A 19,587-nucleotide genomic window follows, 5' to 3' on the forward strand; every position below is an offset into this window, starting at 1 on the left:
CTAATAATCTAGATTATCGTTCGTCAGACCTCGACCAGGGAGGCCCACCCCATGCGACTGACCAGGGCGCAAAGCAAGGCCGCCAACAGGCGCGCGCTGATCGACGCCGCCCGCGAGATCGTGGGAAGGGAGGGCGCGCGGGCCACGCTGGAGGACATCACCGAGCTGGCGGGGCTGACGACGGGGGCCGTCTACTCGCTGTTCGGCGGCAAGAACGGGCTGATGGTCGCGATGGTCGACGACTACGCCGGCCCGCTCGACCTGCGGCCGGTCGAGGAGATCGAGCCGGGGCGGCCGCTGGAGGACGTGGTGGCCGCCATCGCCAGGCAGTACTGGCGGATGTCGGCCGACCCGCAGGCCGCCGGCCTGATGTTGTTCGAGACCCGCCTGATGGAGCTCGTGCTGAACGACCCGGAGCTGCTGGCCAAGCTCAACACGGCGATCAACGCCGCCGAGGCCCACCTCGTCGGGCACCTCGTCGGCCGCGAGCATGCCGGCGCGCCCGTCACGCGCGAGCAGGCCGTGCGCCTGGCCCGCGCGCTCAAGGCGCTGCTGTCCGGGCTCGGGCAGGCGGTCGTCATCGGCGTCCACGGCAGCTCAGAGGAGTACTTCGCCGACGCCGCGTGCTCCCTGGCCACGGCCAGGGTCCTCGGCCCGGCATAGCCAGGTCACCCCCGAAAGGCAGGACCATGCCCAGATCCGGCTTCGGCATCATCGGCGCGCCGGTGTTGTTCATCGGCGTCTTCCAGCTCCTGGAGACGATGTTCACGCCCGCGATCCCGCTCGTCCAGCAGGAACTGGACGCCTCGCCCGGCGCGATCGCCTGGATCTTCACCGGCGGGCTGATCAGCTCGGCGATCAGCACCCCGATCGCCGGACGCCTGGCCGACCTCTACGACAAGCGCACCGTCCTGCTCGTCCTGATGGCCATCACCAGCGCCGGCGCGCTCATCTCCGGACTGGCGCCCAACGTGCTGGTGCTGATCGCCGGGCAGGCGGTGCAGGGCGTATGGCTAGGTCTGCTGCCGCTGACCGTCGGGCTGTTCCGCGACACCCTCGAACCCGGGCAGGGCGCCACCGGCAACGGCCTGGTCATCGGCGTCGCCGCCCTGGCCAGCGCGCTCGGCCTCATCCTGTCCGGACCGCTCACCTCCGCGTTCGGCTTCCGGGGGCTGTTCTTCGTGGGGCTGGCCGGAGCACTCGCGGCCGCGCTCTGGGCCTGGTTCGCCGTCCCCTCAACGTCCCGCGCCGCCGGCCGCGTCGACTGGCGGGGCGGACTCCTGCTCGGCGGCGGGCTCGCGCTGCTCATGCTCGGCGTGACCGCCGCGTCGAGCTGGGGCTGGACCGCGCCCGGCACCCTCGCCGTGTTCGCCGCCACCGCGCTGACGCTGGGCCTTTGGGCGTACGCCGCGCTGCGCACCGCCGAGCCGCTGGTGGACCTGCGGCTGCTGGCCGGGCGCTCCCCGGCCGGGGTGACCGCGCTGTGCTTCGTGTCCGGCTTCGCCTCGTTCGGGCTGCTGGTCGCGCTGCCACTGATGTTGTCCCTGCCCGTCGAGACCGGGTACGGCCTGGGCGCCGACACCCTGTGGATCGGGATCTACCTGTTCCCGCTGGGCGTCGCGGGCACATTGGTCGCGCCGCTGGTCGGACCCATGACCCGGGCGTTCGGGCGGCGCAGCGTGCTCGTTCTCGGCGCCGTGCTGGTCCCGGCCGGCACCGCCATGCTCGCCTTCTGGCACGGCTCTCCGTGGGAGATCGTCACCGGGGTGACGGTCACCGGCCTGGGCGGCGCCATCGTGCTCACCTGCGGGCTCAACGTGGTGGCGGCCGACGTGCCCGCCGGCCGGGCGGCTGGGGTCAGCGGCGTGGTCTTTGTCGCCAAGAGCGTCGGCGGCGCGTTCGGGGCGCAGCTCGGCGCCATGGTGCTGGCCGCCGGCAGCGTGAACGGGACGCCGGTCGAGAGTGGATTCGTCACCACCTATCTGCTGTCCGCGCTGCTCGGGTTGCTCGCCGTGGGCGCGGCGCTGGTCATCCCTCGCGCTGTGCCGTACGCGCAAGGGGGCCACTCGGCTTCGACCTCCGGCACCAAGCGGCGATCCGCGACCCCATAGCCCCCACGAGCCGGACCAGGCCACCCGGTGACCGAACCCGATTCGGTAGTCCGCACTCCTCGCCCCGTATCCGACCAGATCTGAGCGCCCAGCCAGCCGCAGGCCCTCCTCTCCAAGTGCCTGCGACCCCAGGGAGTCCGGGTGATATCGCGCTACCCGCCCGACTTCGACAACGCCGACCCGCTCGACGAGGAGTGGGAAACCACCCCGCGCGGCTCCAGGGACGCCCTCACCGCGCACTCGCTCGTAGGAGTGCATCCTTTTCGCGATCACCCAGCCCGCGGCTTCACCAAGGCCTTCCACTTGCACGTGGCTGACCACCGTGTCCCGGGATGACCTGATCGAGCGGGCAGGCGTCCCTGTGCGTGTCCCGGCTGCGTAAAAGCCTCAGCGACTTCAGCGGCACCGGCCAGGGCGGCCAGCTCAACGGCGCGCGGGCGCTCGTCGGCGGCCGCCAGCCGCAGCATCCCGTCGTTCGTGCCGGCGACCGGGCCGGTTCCTCGCCACGGCGGTGCCGTACCAGTGGTCTGACGTGCGGCGTCAGCGCCGGCCGTCAGGTTTCGGCGGCGCGCTCGCGTTCGTACGCGGCGTTGATCCGCAGTGCCTCGGCGAGTTGATCTTCCAGGATGATGATCCGGCAGGCGGCTTCCACGGGAGTGCCCTGATCGACGAGCTCCCGGGCCCGGGCGGCCAGGCGCAGTTGGTAGCGGGAGTAGCGGCGGTGACCGCCGCCGGAGCGTCTCGGTTCGATCAGATGGGCGGCGCCCAGGGCGCGCAGGAACGTGGGGGTGACGCCGAGCATCTCGGCGGCCGCGCCCATGCTGTAGGCGGGGTAGTCCTCGTCGTCGAACCGGTCTTCGGCCGTGGGTTCCGACGTCGTTTCCGTAATCCTGCCGTGAACGAGCGTGTCATCATCGGCAGCCGAGCGGCGTTGATCCATGCATTCCCTTCTCTTCACGCGCACGGGGCCCCGGCGCCTGTGCGCCGGGGCCCGAAGAGTTCAACACCATCTGCCGGCCATCCGGCCGGCTCTTGTTGTCCGCATCTACCGCAGCGAGCGGCGGTAGATGCGCGGATCGCGGATGCGTGACCGTAGACCACCTTCTTTCTGTGGAACTGCGGTACCCGAGCGGCGCGTAACTTCAGCCGGCAACGGGCGATCCCGATGGCGTCACCACTCCCTTCATCTTTCTCTTCCGGAACACTTGCCAACTTCACCTTCGGCAGCGCGTCCACGGTCAGGGCCCCTATCCACTGCGCTGGCCCGTCCCGTCCGACCTTCTGCCGTCAACCTCTGACTTCATCGTGCTGCGGGCAGTTCGTCGTGATGCCAGGAACTACTTTCGCTGCCCGTGGATCCGTTCTTGCGATGTCAGAAACTATACTGCCCGCACGCGCGAATGTCTACCATCGCCAATACAGATTTTCGGCTCCGGGCGCGGCAGCCTCGACTGCGGCGGATGACCTCCCAACTCCACCGCACGAGCAGCTCGTCGCCTTTCGCCGCTCGCATGGCCCTGCCCGCGCTGCTCGGCCGGTTCCCCGGCCCGCGCCTGGCCGTGCCGCCGGAACAGGTGCCGATGCGCACCGTGCGGCCGCCTTGATCACGCATGGGATTCGGCCCCACTGCCCTGTGACAGCGAAGTTTTTGCGACTCTACGGCTTGGCCGACGAGGTGATCGGCGATCCGGCCGAGGCTACGGAGTCCGGCACCCCCGCGTAGTCGGGCAGCTCGACGCCGTTGATCGCGCGCCCGACCAGTTCGGCGAACCATTCGCCGGCGGAATCGGGGAACGGCTCGGCGTCCGGCCCGGGGACCTCGCGGCTGCGGGCGTTCAACCGGCCGATCTCCTGGTTGGCCTCGACGAACGAGCGCATCCGCGCTTCGTAGCGGGCGAACCCGGCGTCGGGGGCCCATCCCGCGGCGGCCAGCTCTCCGGCCAGCACGTACGCGCCGACCAGCGCCAGCCCGGTGCCCTGCCCCGACATCGGCGAGGAACTGAACGCCGCGTCCCCGAGCAGTCCCACCCGTCCACTCGACCAGCGGTCCATCACCACCTGGGCGACCTGGTCGAGGTAGAAGTCCGGGGTGTCGTCCAGGTGCGCGAGGATGTCCTGGGTCAACCAGCCCAGGCCCGCCGTCCGCTCGCGCAGCAGGACCTTCTGGGCCGCGACGTCACGGTAGTCGACGTCGAAGTCGGCCGCGGGGAAGTAGAACACGGCCATCGCCCGGGTGGCGTCCTGGATGGGCCGCAGGAGGGCCGAGCGCCCGGTCTCCTGGTCCTGGTACTCGAGCAGCCAGCGGTCCAGCCCGAACTCGTTGGGCACACTGTAGAAGGCCAGCACCTGCCCGAGGTGGCGGAGGAACCGCTCCCGGGGCCCGAAAACCATCGCTCGCAACTCCGAGTGCAACCCGTCGGCCCCGATCACCAGGTCGAAGCGCCGCCGGTCGCCGCCCGCGAAGACCACGTCGACCCCGTCCGCGTCCTGGGCGAGCTCCGCGATCCGGTCGCCGAAGAGGTACTCGACGCCGTCGCGGGTGTCGTCGTAGAGCACCTGGGACAGGTCCCCTCGCAGGATCTCGATGTCCGCGATGAACCCGTCGCCACCGTCGTCCTCGACACGGAAGGTCTCCAGCACTTTCCCGTCCGCGTCCACGGTGTGCGCGCCGGCGGTGTCGGTGCACGCCGCGCGCACCGCCGCGTCCAGCCCCATGCGCCCGATGACCTCCTTGGCGACCCCGCGCGCGTCCACCGCCTGCCCGCCGGGGCGTAGCCCAGGAGCCCGCTCCACCACGGTCACCTCGGCCCCCCACCGGCGCAGCCAGTGGGCCAGCGCGGGTCCCGCGATGCTCGCCCCCGCCACCAGCACCCTGGGCCCACGCTCGCCAGTCCGGACGGTGTGCTCCCGCTTGACGTCGTCGACGCTCATCGCTGCCTCCATATGTGTCCTCCCACGCTGGACGTTCCCAGCACAGGTCCACCGCGGTCGGGGTGTCCAGCCGTATCGACCCCGGATCCGCACAAAACTCATCGGTACGACCGAAATCTCGTCCATGCTCCGCAAACTGGTGCGAACCAGGCCGTCAGCTAGGCCATCGCCTGAGAATTCGCCAGGTCTGCGCGCGACACGGTGAGACGTTGAAAGGGCCAGCCTTCGCTGTCAGACGACCTACCGGCGTCAGACCTCAACCCGGGACGCGAACTCGGGGACTGCCGTCGCCGCACCCCCGCATGGCGTGAGCACCGCCTGCCCAGCGGATGCGCGGGCTGATGCCGTGCAGGGCAGGTCGTGCTCACGCTCGTGGAGCCGGGGGATCGGTGGCCACGCATTGCCAGATCGGCCGCCGCGGCGGGGTCGCCTTCCTCGGCGGCGCCCGCCACGTCGGCCGCGCGATCGTGGAGACCGCGCTGGAGCGCGGCGATGAGGTGAGCACGCTGAATCGCGGCCTCAGCCGTGCCGCCGCGACGGGGGTGCGGGCGCTGACCGCCGACGGCACCGGCCCCGATGCCGTACGGCCTGGCTGGTCATCAGGGTCACGACGAGGGTCTGGAGAAGGCGTCAGTTCTCGCGATCATGCTTGTGTGCTGAGGGCCCTCGCCACGGTCAGACTGTCTTCATAGACGTGATAGCGGGTGATCTGCCCGTCTTCGACGGTCAGGTGCAGCGCGAAGGGTGAGGTGTAGGCGGCGCCATGAGCCCGGACCGTCTGCGCGATCTCTCCGAGCACTACGGCGTGCGTCCCATCCACCAGGATCCGGGTCACCGAGGAGCCGTTCAGTTCGGGCACATGGTGAGTTTCCAGCGATCGGAAATGATCTGCCACATCGGCCCGGCTGGATCGAGTGCGGATCCACGGCACCGCCGGGTGTCCTTCAGCGGGCCAGCTGAGCTGCCAGTCGGCCGGTTCGGCGAACAGTTCCGCCGTACGGTCATGATCGCCCTTGGCCATCCGACGCATCAGTTCTTCCACGACGTCACGAGTGTCACCCTTCATGTCGCAACCCTCTGGCGCCGGACGCAGTCTGTCGATTACCTGATAGGTAAAGGCGGCCCTCCCGCCGAAAGGCGCCTGTGGGTGAGAACCCGAAGATCGGGACTTCAATGACAAGCTCAATCGGCAGGCTCCAGGATGGCCGCCCGGGCGGGCCTGGTGATGGTCGCGCAGCATCCGCAGGACGGAGGAACCGCAGTCGGGGGTACCGCCAGCCGCTGTCCGCAGGTCCCCAACCCCGTGGGCCCCGCCTCGGATGCGTAGTGCGGGCCGTCCTGTCGTATTCCGTTGGCCTCCGGTATGGACCAAGCGTCAGGTCCGCCGGAGCGGTCTAAGCACGTCGTGCTGGATGGGCGAGAGCGCCGCGGGGTCGTCGACCTTGGCCACGACGGATCATCACGTTCCGTCACCACCGGAACCGGGGCCAGAGCCGAAGATCCGTGTAGTCCCGAGGAAGGCGGACGGTGGGAGCCCGCAGCTTCCTCGGCCCAGGCCCGCCTTAGACCCGGCGGGTCAGTCAGCCTGTGCTGCGTACCCGCTCTATGCCGGGCTGGCGTGGGCGGCCAGGATGCGCCACCCGTGCTCGTTCGTATGAACCCACGTCCGCGTGTAGCTCATCCGTCCGGCGAACGGCGTTCCGGCGACGCTGCCTTCCAGCGTGCCGAGGAAGCAGGTGACGCCGGTGTTCCCCACAACGAGCACGGTGAGGTCCTCCTGGAGGAGTTTCGTCAGGACCAGTGTTCGTGAGCGATGGTTGTGGAGATCGAGCTGCTTGGCATCCGGGTGGCACCGGTTGTCCGGCGGTCCGGTGAAGACGAGCCGCTCGTCGAGCAGCCGGTCCAGCTCTTCGACGTCTCCGGCGAGCTGTGCAGCCTGCAGGCGCTGTTCGGCCTTGGCCAGCTCGTCCATGAGGGTGGTGTGGTCGGCCATGAGGAACCTCTCCAGTGATCAATCCCGTGCGAAGCGAACAGAGTACAACAGGCTGAAATCGTAGAGCCGGCCGCGTGATCCCCCTGGTCCGAGGGGCGAGCCTGTCTGTTCAGGCATCCGACCAGCCGTGCCGGCCCCGGCCTCGAACCGCTCGGGAGCTTGAGCCCTGACCGCTCCCGCCGTTGTTGCTCCTCGGGTGTGTATCTGCCTCGTCCGCCGGAGGACCCCACAGCTCGATCTCGGCCAGGTAGGCGCGGGACGCCGCGGTGAACAGCCTGAGGCGGGCGACATCGACCACCCGTCCGCCGGGCTGTCTGGCCGGCCGGAACAAGTCGCGGCAGTCGAGGACGCCGGTGGTGAGCGCGGCGGGCCCGGACGGGGCGATGTGGACGGCACTGGAGAACGGCGCCCTCGCCCGGATCGCTTGCTGACATCCGATGCCGGACGTCACCGACGCGTACCTGGGTGAGTCGCTGAGCGAGCTTCGCTCGCTCGAAGACGATCTCACCTGGTCGGGGATGGCTCCCAAGACTGCGTTCGAGCCGGTTCAGGTGGAGGCGAGGGCGTTGGTGAGGGCCACGCGGTTGGTGACGCCGAGTCGGCGGTAGGTGTGGCTGATGTGGTACTCGACGGTCTTGACGCTGAGCGTCAGCTCCCTGGCTATCTGGCGGTTGGTCTTGCCGAGGGCCAGGAGCCGGGCGACCGCCAGTTGCTGCGGGGTCAGGTTCCCCGCGCCGGCGGGCCGCTGACGGCCGCAGGCGGCCAGCTCGATGGCGCACCGCCGCTGGAACGGCGCCGCCCGCAGGTCGTCCAAGGTGTTCCACGCGGCCTGAAGGTGTTCGGCGGCACGTGTCCTGCGGCCCATCCGGCGCAGGAACGACCCGTAGGCGAGCCGGCCGCGGGCCCGCTCGAAGGGGTCCGCGGCCTGCGCGATCGCCTGCTCGAACAGGACGCTCGCCCGGCCCGGGTCGTTCAGGGCGGCGGCCAGCAGGGCACTGACCCGAAGACCCGGGTCGCCCGCGCGGTGAACGGACGCCGCTCCATCCAGGTCGCCCACCGCGATCAGGGCCTCGGCCAGCAGCTCGGGACCGAAGGGCGGAGCGGGAAGGTCCGCGAGCGCCCGGATCACGTCGTCGTGCCGCTGCTGGGCCGCGGCCAGGTTGGCCTCGGCGCAGGCGGCGGCGCCGTACGGCCCGGCCGAACGGGCCAGGCGCACCAGCCGCTCGGCCGCCTGCCAGTTGCCGCGCGCGGCGGGCACGAGCGACGCCACCGCGTACGCGTATGCGGCAGGCCAGCACCCGTCGACCTGGCCGGCCAGGCACACGGCTACGCCGGCGAGGTCCTCGGCCTCGTCCCAATCGCCGCTGCGATACCTGCCCAGGCTGCGGACGGACGCGTCCAGCATGCGGGCGAGGTGGGAGTTCCCATGGCGCATCAGGTCCAGATAGGACGCCGGATCCCCGTCGCAGCCCAGCGTGAGGTGCTCCGCGATGCGCTGCCGGCGTGACGGGGAGCGCTCGTCGTTCCGGGCCCGGGTCAACAGGCGGCGGGCCTCGTCGAACCGGCCGGCGGCGCAGGCGAGGACGCCCTGCGCGAAGAGGTCGTGATCGTCGGCCGTGGCCCGCGCGTCCGAGATCCGCCCGTCGAAGACGAGAGCCTCGACGGCGTCGGCCGAGGCGACGGCTCCGATCGTGCGGGCCCGCAGGAGGAGACCGGCCGCCTCCGCCCACGCGCCATCGGCGGCGGCGCGCCTGCCGGCGTCGGCGATGTCCCCGGCCACCCGGCCGTCGAACCGGGTGAGGCCGCGCCACCGGTGCTCAAGCCTGTCCAGATCGCCGGTGACCAGCTCCGCCGCGCGCGCGTGCGCCGCCAGCCGGTCGGCGAGGGCCGTTCTGAGATAGACCGCCCGGCCGACGAGGGGATCCTCGAACGTCACGCACAGACCACGGGCCGCCGGATACACCTTGAGCAGCCCGGACTCCTCCAGCACGGCCGTCGGCTCGTCGACCTCCGCGAGGCGGGCCGCCCAGTCGACCGGCACGCCCCGGCTGATCGAGGTCAGGACGGACGCGGCTCGAAGGAGCCGCCGGGCAGGAGGCGAGCAACGTTCGAGTGCCGCCGCCGCCAGCCGATCGTGGCGGTACGGCGCGGGCAGCACGGTGAACGGGCCGGCGAGATCGAGCCCGGCGGACCCTTCGACCACTTCCCCGGCATGCCGCGGATTGCCCGCGGTGTGCTCCCAGAGCCGCCTCGTGGCGGTCACCGGAAGAACACCGGAGAAGAGCGAGACGAAGGCGTCGATCGGGAGACCGTCCAGCGAGACGGACGTCGCCCCGGCGCGGTCCAGGAGACGCCGCAAGGACTCCGGATGGGCGAAGGCGCGGCCGGAGAGGACGGCGAGCACCGACTCGTCACGCAAGCGGCGCAGCGCGAAGACGATCGCGACGAGCGAGTCCCGATCGACCCACTGCAGGTTGTCGACCACCAGCACGACGTCCCGCGCCGCCCGCAACCGGTCCAGGAGCTCGGCGCCCGCCGCGCAGGGATCGTCGCGCGCCGGAGGCCGGTCGAGGAGTTGCGTGAGGGTTCCGAAGGCGAAGCCGGCCTCGCACTCCTCACCCTCGGCGCGCAGGACACGGATCGAGTCACCGGCGTCGTCGAGGAAGCGGTGCAGCAGCGCGGTCTTCCCGATGCCCTCCGGGCCCTGAACCATCACCAACCGGCGCGCCGCCCTCATCGCCGACAGCTCGCGGTCCCTGCCGAAGATCATGGTGCTCTCCCACTCAGCGGGCTCCTGACACCCGAGCCTTCCATCCGGGCGTGACGGAAGCCTTGCGCGCCGGCGCAAGCGGGCTGCAAGACCTGAACATCGTGGCTATAACCCGCCCGGAGCCGCCCGGTTAAAGTCACCACGAGGTGTTCCGGGAAGGGGAGTGCGGCCATGAGCGGGAACATCGAGATCAACATGCTCGGCAGCTTCGAGGTGCTCGCCGACGGGCGGCCGATCACGATCGGCCGGGGTCAGCGGGCCGCGCTCATGGCGATCCTGGCGCTCAACGCCGGCCAGGTCGTCTCCACCGGCCGCCTCGTCGAGGACCTCTGGACCGGCGCCCCTCCACCCAGCGCGCAGAACGCCCTGCACGCCCAGCTCTCCCGGCTGCGGCGGCTCCTTCACCAGGCGGGGGCCGACCCGGGAGTCGTGCGCTCGCGCTCCTCCGGCTACCAGCTCGAGGTGGACCTCCAGCGGATCGACGCCTGCCGGTTCGAGCAACTGGTGAACCAGAGCCGGGGGGCGGTGGACCAGGGGGAGTGGGAACGCGCGGTCACGCTGCTGGACCAGGCCCTCGGCCTGTGGCGAGGCGCCGCGCTCGGCGAGTTCGCCGGCGAGTCGTGGGCCCAGTGCGACATCATCCGCCTGGAGGAGCTGCGTCACGCCGCCGAGGAGAGCAAGGCCGACGCGGAGCTGAAGATGGGGCGCTTCGCCGAGATCGTCCCCAGGCTGGAACATCGCGTGGCGCTGCACCCCTTCCGGGAACGGGCGGCGGCCCAGCTCATGACGGCCCTGTACCGATCGGGTCAGCGGGCGGAGTCGCTCGCGGTCTACGAGCGGGTGCGCACGATCCTGGCCGACGAGCTGGGGGTGGATCCGGCTCCCGGTCTCCAGCGCTTGCACCTGGTGATCCTGAACCAGGAGGTCGAGACGTACACCGGCAGGATCGACAACCTGCCCGCCCGCAACCCGGTGTTCCGCGGGCGTGAGGACGTCCTGGCCGAGGTGCGGGCCGTACTGACGGGACCGCCGGCGCGGCCTGTCGCGGTGTACGGGCTCAGCGGCGTCGGCAAGACCCAGATCGCGCTGGAGTACGCGCATCGATGGGCCCACGCCTACCAGGTCAGGTGGAGGGCCTCGGCGGCGGATCCCGTGGTGCTCGACGGGAGCCTGGCCGAGCTCGCCGTACGGCTCGGCGTCCCGCGCCGGGCGGACAGGAAGGAGATCATGCGGGCGCTGGCCCAGCGGCTGGCCGACGTCGAGGCCTGGCTGATGATCCTTGAGGACGCCGACGAGGGCGACGGCCTCGCCGACGCCCTCTTCGACCGGGCCGGCAACGGTCATGTCATCGTGACCTCGCGTAGTCCCGCCTGGGCCCGATGGGCGGTGCCGCTCTACGTCGCGCCGTTCTCCCGCGAGGAGTCGACGGACTTCCTGGCCCGCCGGCTGGCGCACAAGGTCGAGGCGGACGAGGCCGCCGCCCTCGCCGAGCAGCTCGGCGATCTGCCCGCGGCCCTGGAGCAGGCGGCGGCGTACGTCGAGCAGGCGGGGATGACGCTCGGCGAGTACGGCGTGTTGTTCGGCCGCCGGGCCAGGACGCTGCTGGCGCGCAGAGCCGGCGCGGATCGTTACGCCCCCGCCTGGGACCTCGCCTTCGAGCGGATCACCAGGGAGTCGGCGGCGGCCGGCGAGTTGCTCCACCTGTGTGCGATCCTCAGCGCGGAGGGGACGTCGCTGTCGCTGTTACGGCGGAGCCCGGAGGCCCTGCCGCCGGCCCTGGGGGCGGCCGTGGTCGACGAGATCGGGCTGGAGGACGCGATCGCGCACCTGCTCCACCACTCCCTGATCAGCCGGGATAGGGGCCGCCTGCGCATGCACCGGCTGGTTCAGGTGGCCGCTCGCGGCACCCTGGACGACGAGAGCCGCAGGGCGTGGCTCGCCCACGGCATCCGGCTCATCGGGTCGGCCACGCCCCAGGACTCTGACAACCCGGCCGCCTGGCAGGACTGGGACGAGGCCATCCCGCACCTCGTCGGCCTGGTCGACCAGATGGGAAAGGCCGACCCGGTTCCGGAGGGGATGCCCCGGTTGTTGTCGATGGCGGGCCGGTATCTCGCGACGCGTGCCGTGTTCGCCGCCGCCAAGGAGGCGCAGGAGGAGGCGCTCGCCCTGGCCAGGCGGGCCGACGGGCTGGAGCAGGAGGACCTCATCGCGATCCTCGTCGAGTACGGCAGGTTCATGGAGCTCGTGGGTGACCTGCCAAGGGCCCGCGCGATTCAGGAAGAGGCACTCGCGCGGGCCGAGGAGAGCCTGGGCCGCGACCATCCACGCACGGCCCTGGCCCTGATCAGCCTGGCGGACGTGCTCATGTGCGAGCGCGAGCTGCCCGACGCCCGGCGGCTGCTGGAGCGGGCGCTCACGATCCTCAGGAGCCGGTCGGACCGCTACCAGCGGGAGATCTCCAAGGCGGTGCGCGACCTCGGATTCGTCGCGTGGGCGGCGGGCGACCTGGCCACGGCGGCGACCTGGATATCCCAGGCACTGACCGAGGCCAGGCGCCTTCTCGGCCCCGCCCATCCCGACGTCGCGCACGCGCTGTCGCTGCTGGGACTGGTCAGGCAGGACGAGGGCGACGCGGCGCGGGCCGTACTCCTCCAGGAACAGGCGGCGGCCATCCTCACCGCCGTCCACGGAGACACGCACCCGGACGTCGCGCACGCCTACGACAAGCGCGGATACGCGCTGCGGCTGCTCGCCCGGCTGGACGAGGCGGAGGCGTCGCACACCCGGGCGCTGAACATCCTCGAGTCCGTGTACGGCCCCGCCCACGGCGAGGTGGGCATGCCGTTGAGCAACCTCGGCCTGGTGTTCCACGACCGAGGCGACGCGCCGGCGGCCGCGCGGTCGCAGGAGCGCGCCCGGGAGGTGTTCACGGGGGCGTTCGGCGCGGACAGCCCCCATGCCCACCTCGCGCTGCGCCGCCTGGGCATGGCCCGCTGCCTGGCCGGGGCGACCGGCGAGGGGATCCGCCTGCTCACGGCGGCGCGAACCGGGATCGAACGCCGCCTCGGCCCCACCCATCCCGATGTCGGCCGTACCCTGCTCGAACTGGCCAAGGCGCATGAGATCCTCCTCGACCACGCCGCGGCGGACGCGTGCCGTACCCGCGCACGGGAAATCTTGCGGGCGTCGTACGGCGAGCCCGCCGCGGACCTGATCGAGCGCCAGACATAGGGATTTCCCCGGGTTGCCTCCGCCCGGTGCCCGGCGGAGATTGCTCGTATGGCGAACATCCAGGAGATCGTCGGCAGTCCGGCGCCCCGGAGCATATGGCGGACGCCATGGCCGGTGCGCGAGGACTACCACCCGTCGCCCGTGGACTGGCGACGGGAGGTCATCTACTTCCTTCTCCCCGACCGTTTCAGCGACGACCGCGACGACCGGCCCCCGCTGGAGCGCGCCGACCTCTGGGCGGCACGGCCGAACTGGCGGTGGGACAAGTGGTCGGAATCGGGCAGGGCACGCTTCCAGGGCGGCACGATCCCGGGGATCACCTCGCGGCTGGACTACTTGTCCGACCTCGGGGTGACGGCCTTGTGGATCGCGCCGGTCTGGAAGCAGCGCGCCGTCACCGGGATCGAGGGCGGCCCGCCCGAGGCGGACGACTACCACGGCTACGCGATCCAGGACTTCCTCGACGTGGACCCCAGGTTCGGCACGCGGGAGAACCTGGTGGAGCTGGTACGGCAGGCGCACGCTCGGGGCATCCGGGTGATCCTGGACATCGTCGTCAACCACACGGCGGAGTGCTGGGACTACGCGTCCGACGTGATCCGGCCCCCGTACCAGAAGGATCGTTACTCCTTCGGCGCGTGGCGGGACGGGACCGGGGGCAGGCTGGCGCCGGGGCAGCACCCGCAGACGCCCGAGCAGGGCGTCTGGCCCAGCGAACTGCACGACTCCGAGGGATACACCCGCGCCGGCGGGGACGGTTCCGGCTGGGGAGGGGGCAACATCGACGACCCCGGCGCGGACTTCCGGCGGGCGGACTGGTTCAACCGCGACCTCGATCTGTCGCGCGGGCTGGAGACGATCATCCGCATCTGGACCTACTGGGTCGCCCTCCTCGACGTCGACGGTGTGCGCGTCGACACGCTGAAGCACATCACCATCGAGCAGGCACGGCTGTTCTGCGGAGCCATGAGGGAGTTCGCCGACGGCCTCGGCAAGGCGAACTTCCTGATCCTGGGCGAGGTCGCGGGTGGCGACTGGCTCCAGGAGAGGTATCTCGACCTCGTCGGGCGCGACCTCTCCGCGGTCCTGGAGACCGGGGAGACACGCGGCATCCTCCGTGCCGTGGCGGCCGGCGCGCGCGATCCGGACGACTTCTTCAGCAGGTTCCACCGGATCAAGGGGATGCCGCACCGGGCGATCGGCTCGGTGTACGGCACGTCGCTGGACGACCACGACAACGTGGACATCGCTCCCCAGGTCCGGTTCGGCGCCGATCCTCCCCATCCTGAGCAGGTCATCCTCGGCGTGGCGATGGTCCTGTTCACCCTCGGCATCCCGACGCTGTACTACGGGACCGAGCAGGCGCTGACGGGGCCGGAGCCGTCCGAACGCGAATGGCTGCACCCCTCGTGGGGTACGCGCGACAAGTCCGGTGACCGGCATCTCAGGGAGGCGATGTTCGGCGCCGAGCACGCGCGCAAGGCCGGAGCGGCGGGCGTACCCGGTGCGGGCGTCGATCCGGGCGATCCCGGCCTGTTCGACGCGGACGTTCCGGGGTTCGGGCCGTTCGGCACGAGTGGGCACCACGTCTTCGACCGGGACGGCCGGGTCTTCCAGCAGGTCCGGATGATGCTGAAGGCGCGGTCGGAGCACCCGGCGCTGAGCGTGGGACGGCAGTACCTGCGCCGCGTCGCGACGACCGGCGCCTACGCCCTGCCGCTGGCCGGCGACGTCGTCGCCTGGTCGCGCATCCTGGCGAACACCGAGGCCGTCTGCGTGATCAACCCCAGTCTCACGGAGTCACGGACGGTGCGGGTCGAGATCGACGGCCCCCTGCACGCGGGCACCACGGCACTGACGGTCATCGCGAACTCGGCCGAGGTCGACGGCCCGGCCAAGCACCCCGTCGGGTCGGCGGTCGAGGTACGGCCGGGGCCGGACTTCTCCCATCACGTCGAGTTGCCGGACCTGCCTCCGGCGAGCGTGCTGGTGCTGACCGGCTGAGCCGTCAGGCGGTCAGGTGGTCGGCCAGGCGCAGCGCGAGCGCCGCCAGGGTGAGGGAGGGATTCGCGGCCGGGGACGTCGGGAACACGGAGAGGTCGCAGACGTAGAGGTTGTCGGTGCCGAAGACCTTGAGGTCGGGGTTCACGACTCCACGGCTCTCGTCGGCGCCCATGCGCAGCGTGCCCACCTCGTGGCCGACGGCGCCCAGCGTGGTGCGGGCCAGGGCTCCGGTCGCCCGGCCGCCCAGCGCCGCGATGATGCGGTTGCCAAGGTCTTCGGCCCTTGCCTCGAGGCCGGCGACGGAGGCGTGCGCCATCTCGATCACCGTCCCGTTCGCCTCCAGCCTCACCCGGTTGCCGTCCACGAGGGGGACGGCGGGGAAGAAGACGAGCATCCCCGTCATGGCCGAGTCGGCGGTCAGGACCGTGCTGAGCTCCTCGTCGACCCTGAGCTGGTTGAAGTCGGCCCCCATCTCCAGGACCACGTTGAGCGGAACCTCGGACGTCTGATCGTCGACGAATCCCCGCAGCACGAGCTTGGTGGCCTCGGCCGTCTCGAAGAAGGGCGAGTCACGGGGAACGCTGAACGGCCGGTAGTAGGTGGGGTGATCGGTGAGGCCCCGTCCGGCCAGCGGATGGCCGAGCCCGCTCGCGAGGGCGATCACCGCGCTGTCCACGGTGCCGGCCGCGAGGATGACGCTCCCCCCGTCCTTGAGGTAGTAGGTACGCTCACGGTTCGCCAGCAGGTCCACGGCGTGCACGGAGTGGACGTGGCCCGGCCGAGCCGGGTCGAACCCCACCGAGGTGACCCGGTGGTTGAGATTGATGTGCAGGTTGTTCTGCCAGGGCCGGCGCAGCCGGTCCTCGAACAGCAGCGCGGCCGTGGAGAAGATGCTGGAGGGGATCTCCAGCCTGCGCGCCAGCACGTGCTCGACCGCCAGCGGGACGTTGAACTGGGTGAGCTCCGGAACGGCCGTGGCCAGTTGCTGCTTGACCTTCTTGCGGTGGGTCGTGGCCGGCGGCGTCGTACCGTTGAGCAGATCACGCGCCAGCGAGTACCAGCGACGGCGCAGGGCGCCGGACAGGCGAGGTGGCCAGCCGTCGAACTCCTCCGGCTGCATCTCGGGAATCAGCGCCCCCCAGAAGACGGACCTGCCGCCCAGGCAGTACGCCTGGCCCACGTCGAGATCCTTTGGCCCCGCATAACGCTTGGCCCGATAGCTGTACCACAGGTCCCATAAGATCTTGTTCGTGTCCCCGTCGTCCCCGTGAACCCGGGGAAGGTTGCCGACATGGGTGGGGAAGAGATACCCGCCCGCCTCGAGCACCAGGACCTCGGGCAGGGGCCGGCCCTGGTTCTCGGCGGACTTGAGGAGCTGGTGCGCGAGGACGCCTCCGCCCATGCCGCTGCCGATCACGATGAAGTCGACGAGCCTGCGCTGGTCGAGCATGGGCGGGAAGTGGATGCGGGCGGGGAGGGGATTCTCGCGGGCCATGTCGCTGGGCTCTTCGAAGAAGTCGTACAGATGGCGGGTCTCGTCCATCTCGACCACGTACTCGCCGGCCTGGATGTCGGCGGCCGACAGCTCCCTGGACGTCCTCTCCCACCGTCCGTCGCAGAAGAACTTGAAGGAGAAGGGCGCGGCGGGCGTGGGGATCTCGATGCGCCACTCCCCGAGCTCCGGGTGGAACGTGCAGAGGCGAATGGGGTCCCAGTCCGGATCGGACCGCACGCCGAGGCTTGACGTCGGCCGGACCGCGCCTCCTCTGAGAACGATGGAGAACATCGAGTGGCTCCTTGTCCGCACTCTGGTCAGGGTCTGAGGGGCAGGATGAGAGCGGCGGTGCGGTCGGCGGCCATGGCCCATGCCGTGGAGACGGTCGGGACCAGGGCGTCGAGCCCGCCGGGCACGCGCAGGGGGAGCAGGCGGGGCGCGGTGTCGGTCGCCGGGTCGAGGACGACGAAGCCGTCCCGTTCGTGCGCGCCGACCAGGACGCCGCCCGCGCACACGAGGAACGACAGCGGCGCCAGCGGGAGGCCGATCGGTGGGCCGGGCCGCGCCGACCAGGTGCCCACGCGCTCCAGGCCGTGGGCCGTGCTGATCCACACCGATCCCGCGCAGACGCACATCCCCCCACCCCCCTCGGCGCCGACCTCGACCAGACGATCTCCCTCGTGGAGGCGCCGGTCAAGACGCGAGGTCCACCAGAACCCGTCCTCGGCCACGGCCCACCGCTCCAGCCCGGGCAAGCTCACCCGCTCCGGCCGGTCGCCCGCCGGGCCCAGCCGCCACGCCTGCTCGCCGGACGGGTCGACCGCCCAGGCCGTGCCGCCCGCGGCGGCGAGTGTCACGGGTCTTCCGATCGACGTCCGGGCCAACCGGGCGCCCGTGCGCGCCTCCAGCCAGAGCAGATCGTGGCCGGCGGCCGCGACGAGCGTCTCGCCCATCACGGCCAGGGAGCGCGGTCCCGCCGGAGCGGGGAGGTCGCCGATGGCCCGCCCGCGCGCGTCATACGTCAGCAGCCGGCCGGCCACCGCGCACCAGACGGTCGTCCCGTCCGACGCGGCGGCCTGGACCGCACCGGCGAACCTGATGGTGACGGGGTCCATGGCTGACGACGCTACCCGCCGAGCCCCATCTCCCTGACGGCCACGTTCGCCGGATGATCGGCGTCGACCTCCTGGGCCTGCGCGATGCGGGCGGGCGCCGCGCCGTACGGCAGGCCCAGCGCGACCGCCCTGCCGACGGAAGGGTCCAGCAGGAGCCGGGCGACGTCGTTGTCGGCGGCGCCGGTCGGGTAGGCGATGAAGACGTCCGTCGTACCGGACACGGCGGTCATCTCCTCGGTGCGCCAGATGACGATGACCTCCACCGTGTGGTGTCCGGGCATCCTGAACACGAAGCCGTCCGTTCCCCAGAAGACCGTCGCCGATCCCGACCGCTCGTCCCCGGGCCGCAGGAGCTCGAAGCGGGTGGAGGGACAGGCGACGATGTCGGCGGGACGCAGGAAGGTGATCCGGTCGAGGGGGTCGGTGACGCTCACCCGCGCGATCATGGACTGGGTGTCCAGGCTCGTCGGCGCGAGCACCGGCGCCTGGCCACGGTTGGTCAGCGTCCAGGTCAGGGTCACGGGCTCGCCCAGGGCGAGCCGGTCCTTCGCCGGGGTGACCGTCAGTTCCAGCTCCTCGGGCCAGGTCGTGTCGGCCGGCTCGGGGGCCGAGATGGCGCTGCCGAAGAAGTCCATCGCGCCGGGCCGTACCGCCGGATCGGGAAGGTGCCTGAGGTGCTTGGTCGCCGTCGGGCTGAACTCGAGCCTGATCTCGTCGGGGAACTTGCCCGCGAGGCCGATGACGGTGGCCACGCTGGGCGTGGGGGACATGATCGAGTTGTCGACGGGCGCCTCGAAGAACGTGTGGATCTGGTTGAAGGCGTGGCCGATCTCGTGGGTCGCCGAGCGATGGAAGGCCAGCGGCACCGCCCGTTGCTGCCGGCCGGCGGCCAGGTCGTAGTGCGAGCCGCCCTGGCCGTCGGGGCAGTCACCGGGGGGATAGCCGTCCTCGCTGAACGTCGCCGAGCCCTCGCGCGAGATGCCGTTCGGGTCCGCCCCGATGGACGAGTCGAACATGACACCCCGGCCGCAGCCCAGCCGCGCGGGAATGCTGAGCAGGTGCACGCGCCATTCGCGGTCCAGTTCCGCCGGGTCGTAGGTGGGCGCCGACTTCATGAGCTCGTGCAGGTCGGCGTACGACCAGGCGTCGCGGATGTCGATCCCGGCCAGTGCGGGAGGCAGCGGGATGTCGCCCTCGTCGCTGACCCTCAGCTCCCAGCCCAGCTTGGCGAAGGTGTCGCCGAAGGTCTCGCCGTTCACGTCGAGCGGCGGCGGGTTGGTCCCCTGGAGCGTGTTGACGTACACCTGGGCCCGGCGGTACGAGGCCGAGATCCACCGGATGCGGACCGAGCCGATCGGGGTGGAGCCGTCGAAGGCGGTCCCGGTGAAGAGGTCGCCGGTCGTCGTCGTGTGGAGGTCGAAGCGGAGCGTCCGGCTCGGCGTGGCGGTGAAGCTGCCGTTGAACCCGGTGGCCGGCTGGTTGTAGTCGTACTGCTCGAAGACCAGCGAGAACCGGCACGGCGCCTTGGCCGGGACGATGTACAGCAGGTTCGCCTGGATGCCGCGCAGGTAGGCGCGGTAGTCGGCGCGCGGGTAGACCGGGATCGTCGCCGGGTCCGTCAGGTCGGCGTCGGTGGCCTGCCTGAAGGCGTACAGGTCGCCGGAGAACCGGATGTCGTTGTCGATGCGCTCGATCCGGACCGTTCCCCGGTACTTGGTCCCGCTCGCGTCGTCGGGCGCGAAGACGAGGGTGTAGCAGCCCTGCCTGAGGTTGGTGTAGCAGAACCGCCAGTTCGGGAACGGCCCCGCCGGGTCGATGAACTGGTGCGGGTCGACTCCCTGCGGCATTCCCGGGGACGGCCGCACCTGCTCGGCTTGCGGAAGGAAGACCGTGCCAAGCCGCTTCTGGAGTCGTTCGGTCGAAGGCATGGTGAT

At 71.1% G+C, this 19,587-nt stretch carries 14 protein-coding genes; 5 read left to right on the forward strand and 9 right to left on the reverse strand.

Going from position 1 to position 19,587, the window contains the following annotated elements; all coding sequences use genetic code 11:
* Window positions 1-51: 51 nt before the first annotated feature.
* Together ACIBEJ_RS33225 and ACIBEJ_RS33230 are read left to right on the forward strand one after the other, a co-directional pair.
* Window positions 52-663 (forward strand): TetR/AcrR family transcriptional regulator, encoded by a 612-nt coding sequence (locus ACIBEJ_RS33225; protein ID WP_397186835.1) that lies wholly within the window; start codon window positions 52-54, stop codon window positions 661-663.
* A gap of 26 nt (window positions 664-689) precedes the next feature.
* Window positions 690-2,111: an MFS transporter gene (locus tag ACIBEJ_RS33230; RefSeq protein WP_397186836.1), complete on the forward strand. Its 1,422-nt coding sequence runs from the start codon at window positions 690-692 to the stop codon at window positions 2,109-2,111.
* A 553-nt stretch (window positions 2,112-2,664) separates the two neighbouring features.
* Here ACIBEJ_RS33230 and ACIBEJ_RS33235 read toward each other — a convergent pair.
* Window positions 2,665-2,931, reverse strand: a complete 267-nt coding sequence (locus ACIBEJ_RS33235; protein ID WP_397187433.1) for a MerR family transcriptional regulator — start codon at window positions 2,929-2,931, stop codon at window positions 2,665-2,667.
* A gap of 640 nt (window positions 2,932-3,571) precedes the next feature.
* On the opposite strand from ACIBEJ_RS33235, the gene ACIBEJ_RS33240 reads away from it, so the two are divergent.
* Complete coding sequence (locus ACIBEJ_RS33240) at window positions 3,572-3,715, forward strand: hypothetical protein (RefSeq protein ID WP_397186837.1); 144 nt, start codon at window positions 3,572-3,574, stop codon at window positions 3,713-3,715.
* A 52-nt stretch (window positions 3,716-3,767) separates the two neighbouring features.
* Here ACIBEJ_RS33240 and ACIBEJ_RS33245 read toward each other — a convergent pair whose 3' ends face one another.
* From ACIBEJ_RS33245 to ACIBEJ_RS33265, 5 genes are all read right to left on the reverse strand, one after another.
* Window positions 3,768-5,042: an FAD-dependent monooxygenase gene (locus ACIBEJ_RS33245; RefSeq protein ID WP_397186838.1), complete on the reverse strand. Its 1,275-nt coding sequence runs from the start codon at window positions 5,040-5,042 to the stop codon at window positions 3,768-3,770.
* 643 nt (window positions 5,043-5,685) lie between these two features.
* On the reverse strand, window positions 5,686-6,108 hold the full coding sequence (locus tag ACIBEJ_RS33250) for a nuclear transport factor 2 family protein (RefSeq protein ID WP_397186839.1): 423 nt from the start codon (window positions 6,106-6,108) through the stop codon (window positions 5,686-5,688).
* A gap of 537 nt (window positions 6,109-6,645) precedes the next feature.
* A complete protein-coding gene (locus ACIBEJ_RS33255) occupies window positions 6,646-7,035 on the reverse strand; it encodes a nuclear transport factor 2 family protein (protein ID WP_397186840.1) in 390 nt (129 codons plus the stop codon).
* A gap of 109 nt (window positions 7,036-7,144) precedes the next feature.
* The gene (locus tag ACIBEJ_RS33260) at window positions 7,145-7,486 is read right to left on the reverse strand and encodes a hypothetical protein (protein WP_397186841.1); all 342 of its coding nucleotides are present in this window, start codon (window positions 7,484-7,486) and stop codon (window positions 7,145-7,147) included.
* 96 nt (window positions 7,487-7,582) lie between these two features.
* Window positions 7,583-9,805, reverse strand: coding sequence for a LuxR C-terminal-related transcriptional regulator (locus ACIBEJ_RS33265; RefSeq protein WP_397186842.1), 2,223 nt, complete (start codon window positions 9,803-9,805; stop codon window positions 7,583-7,585).
* A gap of 171 nt (window positions 9,806-9,976) precedes the next feature.
* Here ACIBEJ_RS33265 and fxsT point away from each other — a divergent pair, with 171 nt between their 5' ends.
* On the forward strand, window positions 9,977-13,039 hold the full coding sequence (gene fxsT, locus ACIBEJ_RS33270) for an FxSxx-COOH system tetratricopeptide repeat protein (protein WP_397186843.1): 3,063 nt from the start codon (window positions 9,977-9,979) through the stop codon (window positions 13,037-13,039).
* Window positions 13,040-13,087: 48 nt separating this feature from the next.
* The gene (locus ACIBEJ_RS33275) at window positions 13,088-15,043 is read left to right on the forward strand and encodes an alpha-amylase family glycosyl hydrolase (RefSeq protein WP_397186844.1); all 1,956 of its coding nucleotides are present in this window, start codon (window positions 13,088-13,090) and stop codon (window positions 15,041-15,043) included.
* Window positions 15,044-15,047: 4 nt separating this feature from the next.
* On the opposite strand, the gene ACIBEJ_RS33280 is transcribed toward ACIBEJ_RS33275, so the two are convergent.
* From ACIBEJ_RS33280 to ACIBEJ_RS33290, 3 genes are read right to left on the reverse strand one after another with little or no spacing between them, the layout of a single operon-like run.
* Window positions 15,048-16,829: a GMC oxidoreductase gene (locus ACIBEJ_RS33280; RefSeq protein ID WP_397186845.1), complete on the reverse strand. Its 1,782-nt coding sequence runs from the start codon at window positions 16,827-16,829 to the stop codon at window positions 15,048-15,050.
* A gap of 26 nt (window positions 16,830-16,855) precedes the next feature.
* Window positions 16,856-17,653, reverse strand: coding sequence for a hypothetical protein (locus ACIBEJ_RS33285; protein ID WP_397186846.1), 798 nt, complete (start codon window positions 17,651-17,653; stop codon window positions 16,856-16,858).
* An 11-nt stretch (window positions 17,654-17,664) separates the two neighbouring features.
* A complete protein-coding gene (locus tag ACIBEJ_RS33290) occupies window positions 17,665-19,581 on the reverse strand; it encodes a hypothetical protein (RefSeq protein WP_397186847.1) in 1,917 nt (638 codons plus the stop codon).
* Window positions 19,582-19,587 lie beyond the last annotated feature (6 nt).

The sequence above is a fragment of the Nonomuraea sp. NPDC050790 genome (assembly GCF_044456745.1).
Taxonomy (GTDB): domain Bacteria; phylum Actinomycetota; class Actinomycetes; order Streptosporangiales; family Streptosporangiaceae; genus Nonomuraea.

Coding starts and splice junctions, on each gene's coding strand:
- ACIBEJ_RS33225 (WP_397186835.1), top strand. CDS start 52: ATGCGACTGACCAGGGCGCAAAGCAAGGCCGCCAACAGGCGCGCGCTG.
- ACIBEJ_RS33230 (WP_397186836.1), top strand. CDS start 690: ATGCCCAGATCCGGCTTCGGCATCATCGGCGCGCCGGTGTTGTTCATC.
- ACIBEJ_RS33235 (WP_397187433.1), bottom strand. CDS start 2,931: ATGGGCGCGGCCGCCGAGATGCTCGGCGTCACCCCCACGTTCCTGCGC.
- ACIBEJ_RS33240 (WP_397186837.1), top strand. CDS start 3,572: ATGACCTCCCAACTCCACCGCACGAGCAGCTCGTCGCCTTTCGCCGCT.
- ACIBEJ_RS33245 (WP_397186838.1), bottom strand. CDS start 5,042: ATGAGCGTCGACGACGTCAAGCGGGAGCACACCGTCCGGACTGGCGAG.
- ACIBEJ_RS33250 (WP_397186839.1), bottom strand. CDS start 6,108: ATGAAGGGTGACACTCGTGACGTCGTGGAAGAACTGATGCGTCGGATG.
- ACIBEJ_RS33255 (WP_397186840.1), bottom strand. CDS start 7,035: ATGGCCGACCACACCACCCTCATGGACGAGCTGGCCAAGGCCGAACAG.
- ACIBEJ_RS33265 (WP_397186842.1), bottom strand. CDS start 9,805: ATGATCTTCGGCAGGGACCGCGAGCTGTCGGCGATGAGGGCGGCGCGC.
- fxsT (WP_397186843.1), top strand. CDS start 9,977: ATGAGCGGGAACATCGAGATCAACATGCTCGGCAGCTTCGAGGTGCTC.
- ACIBEJ_RS33275 (WP_397186844.1), top strand. CDS start 13,088: ATGGCGAACATCCAGGAGATCGTCGGCAGTCCGGCGCCCCGGAGCATA.
- ACIBEJ_RS33280 (WP_397186845.1), bottom strand. CDS start 16,829: ATGTTCTCCATCGTTCTCAGAGGAGGCGCGGTCCGGCCGACGTCAAGC.
- ACIBEJ_RS33285 (WP_397186846.1), bottom strand. CDS start 17,653: ATGGACCCCGTCACCATCAGGTTCGCCGGTGCGGTCCAGGCCGCCGCG.
- ACIBEJ_RS33290 (WP_397186847.1), bottom strand. CDS start 19,581: ATGCCTTCGACCGAACGACTCCAGAAGCGGCTTGGCACGGTCTTCCTT.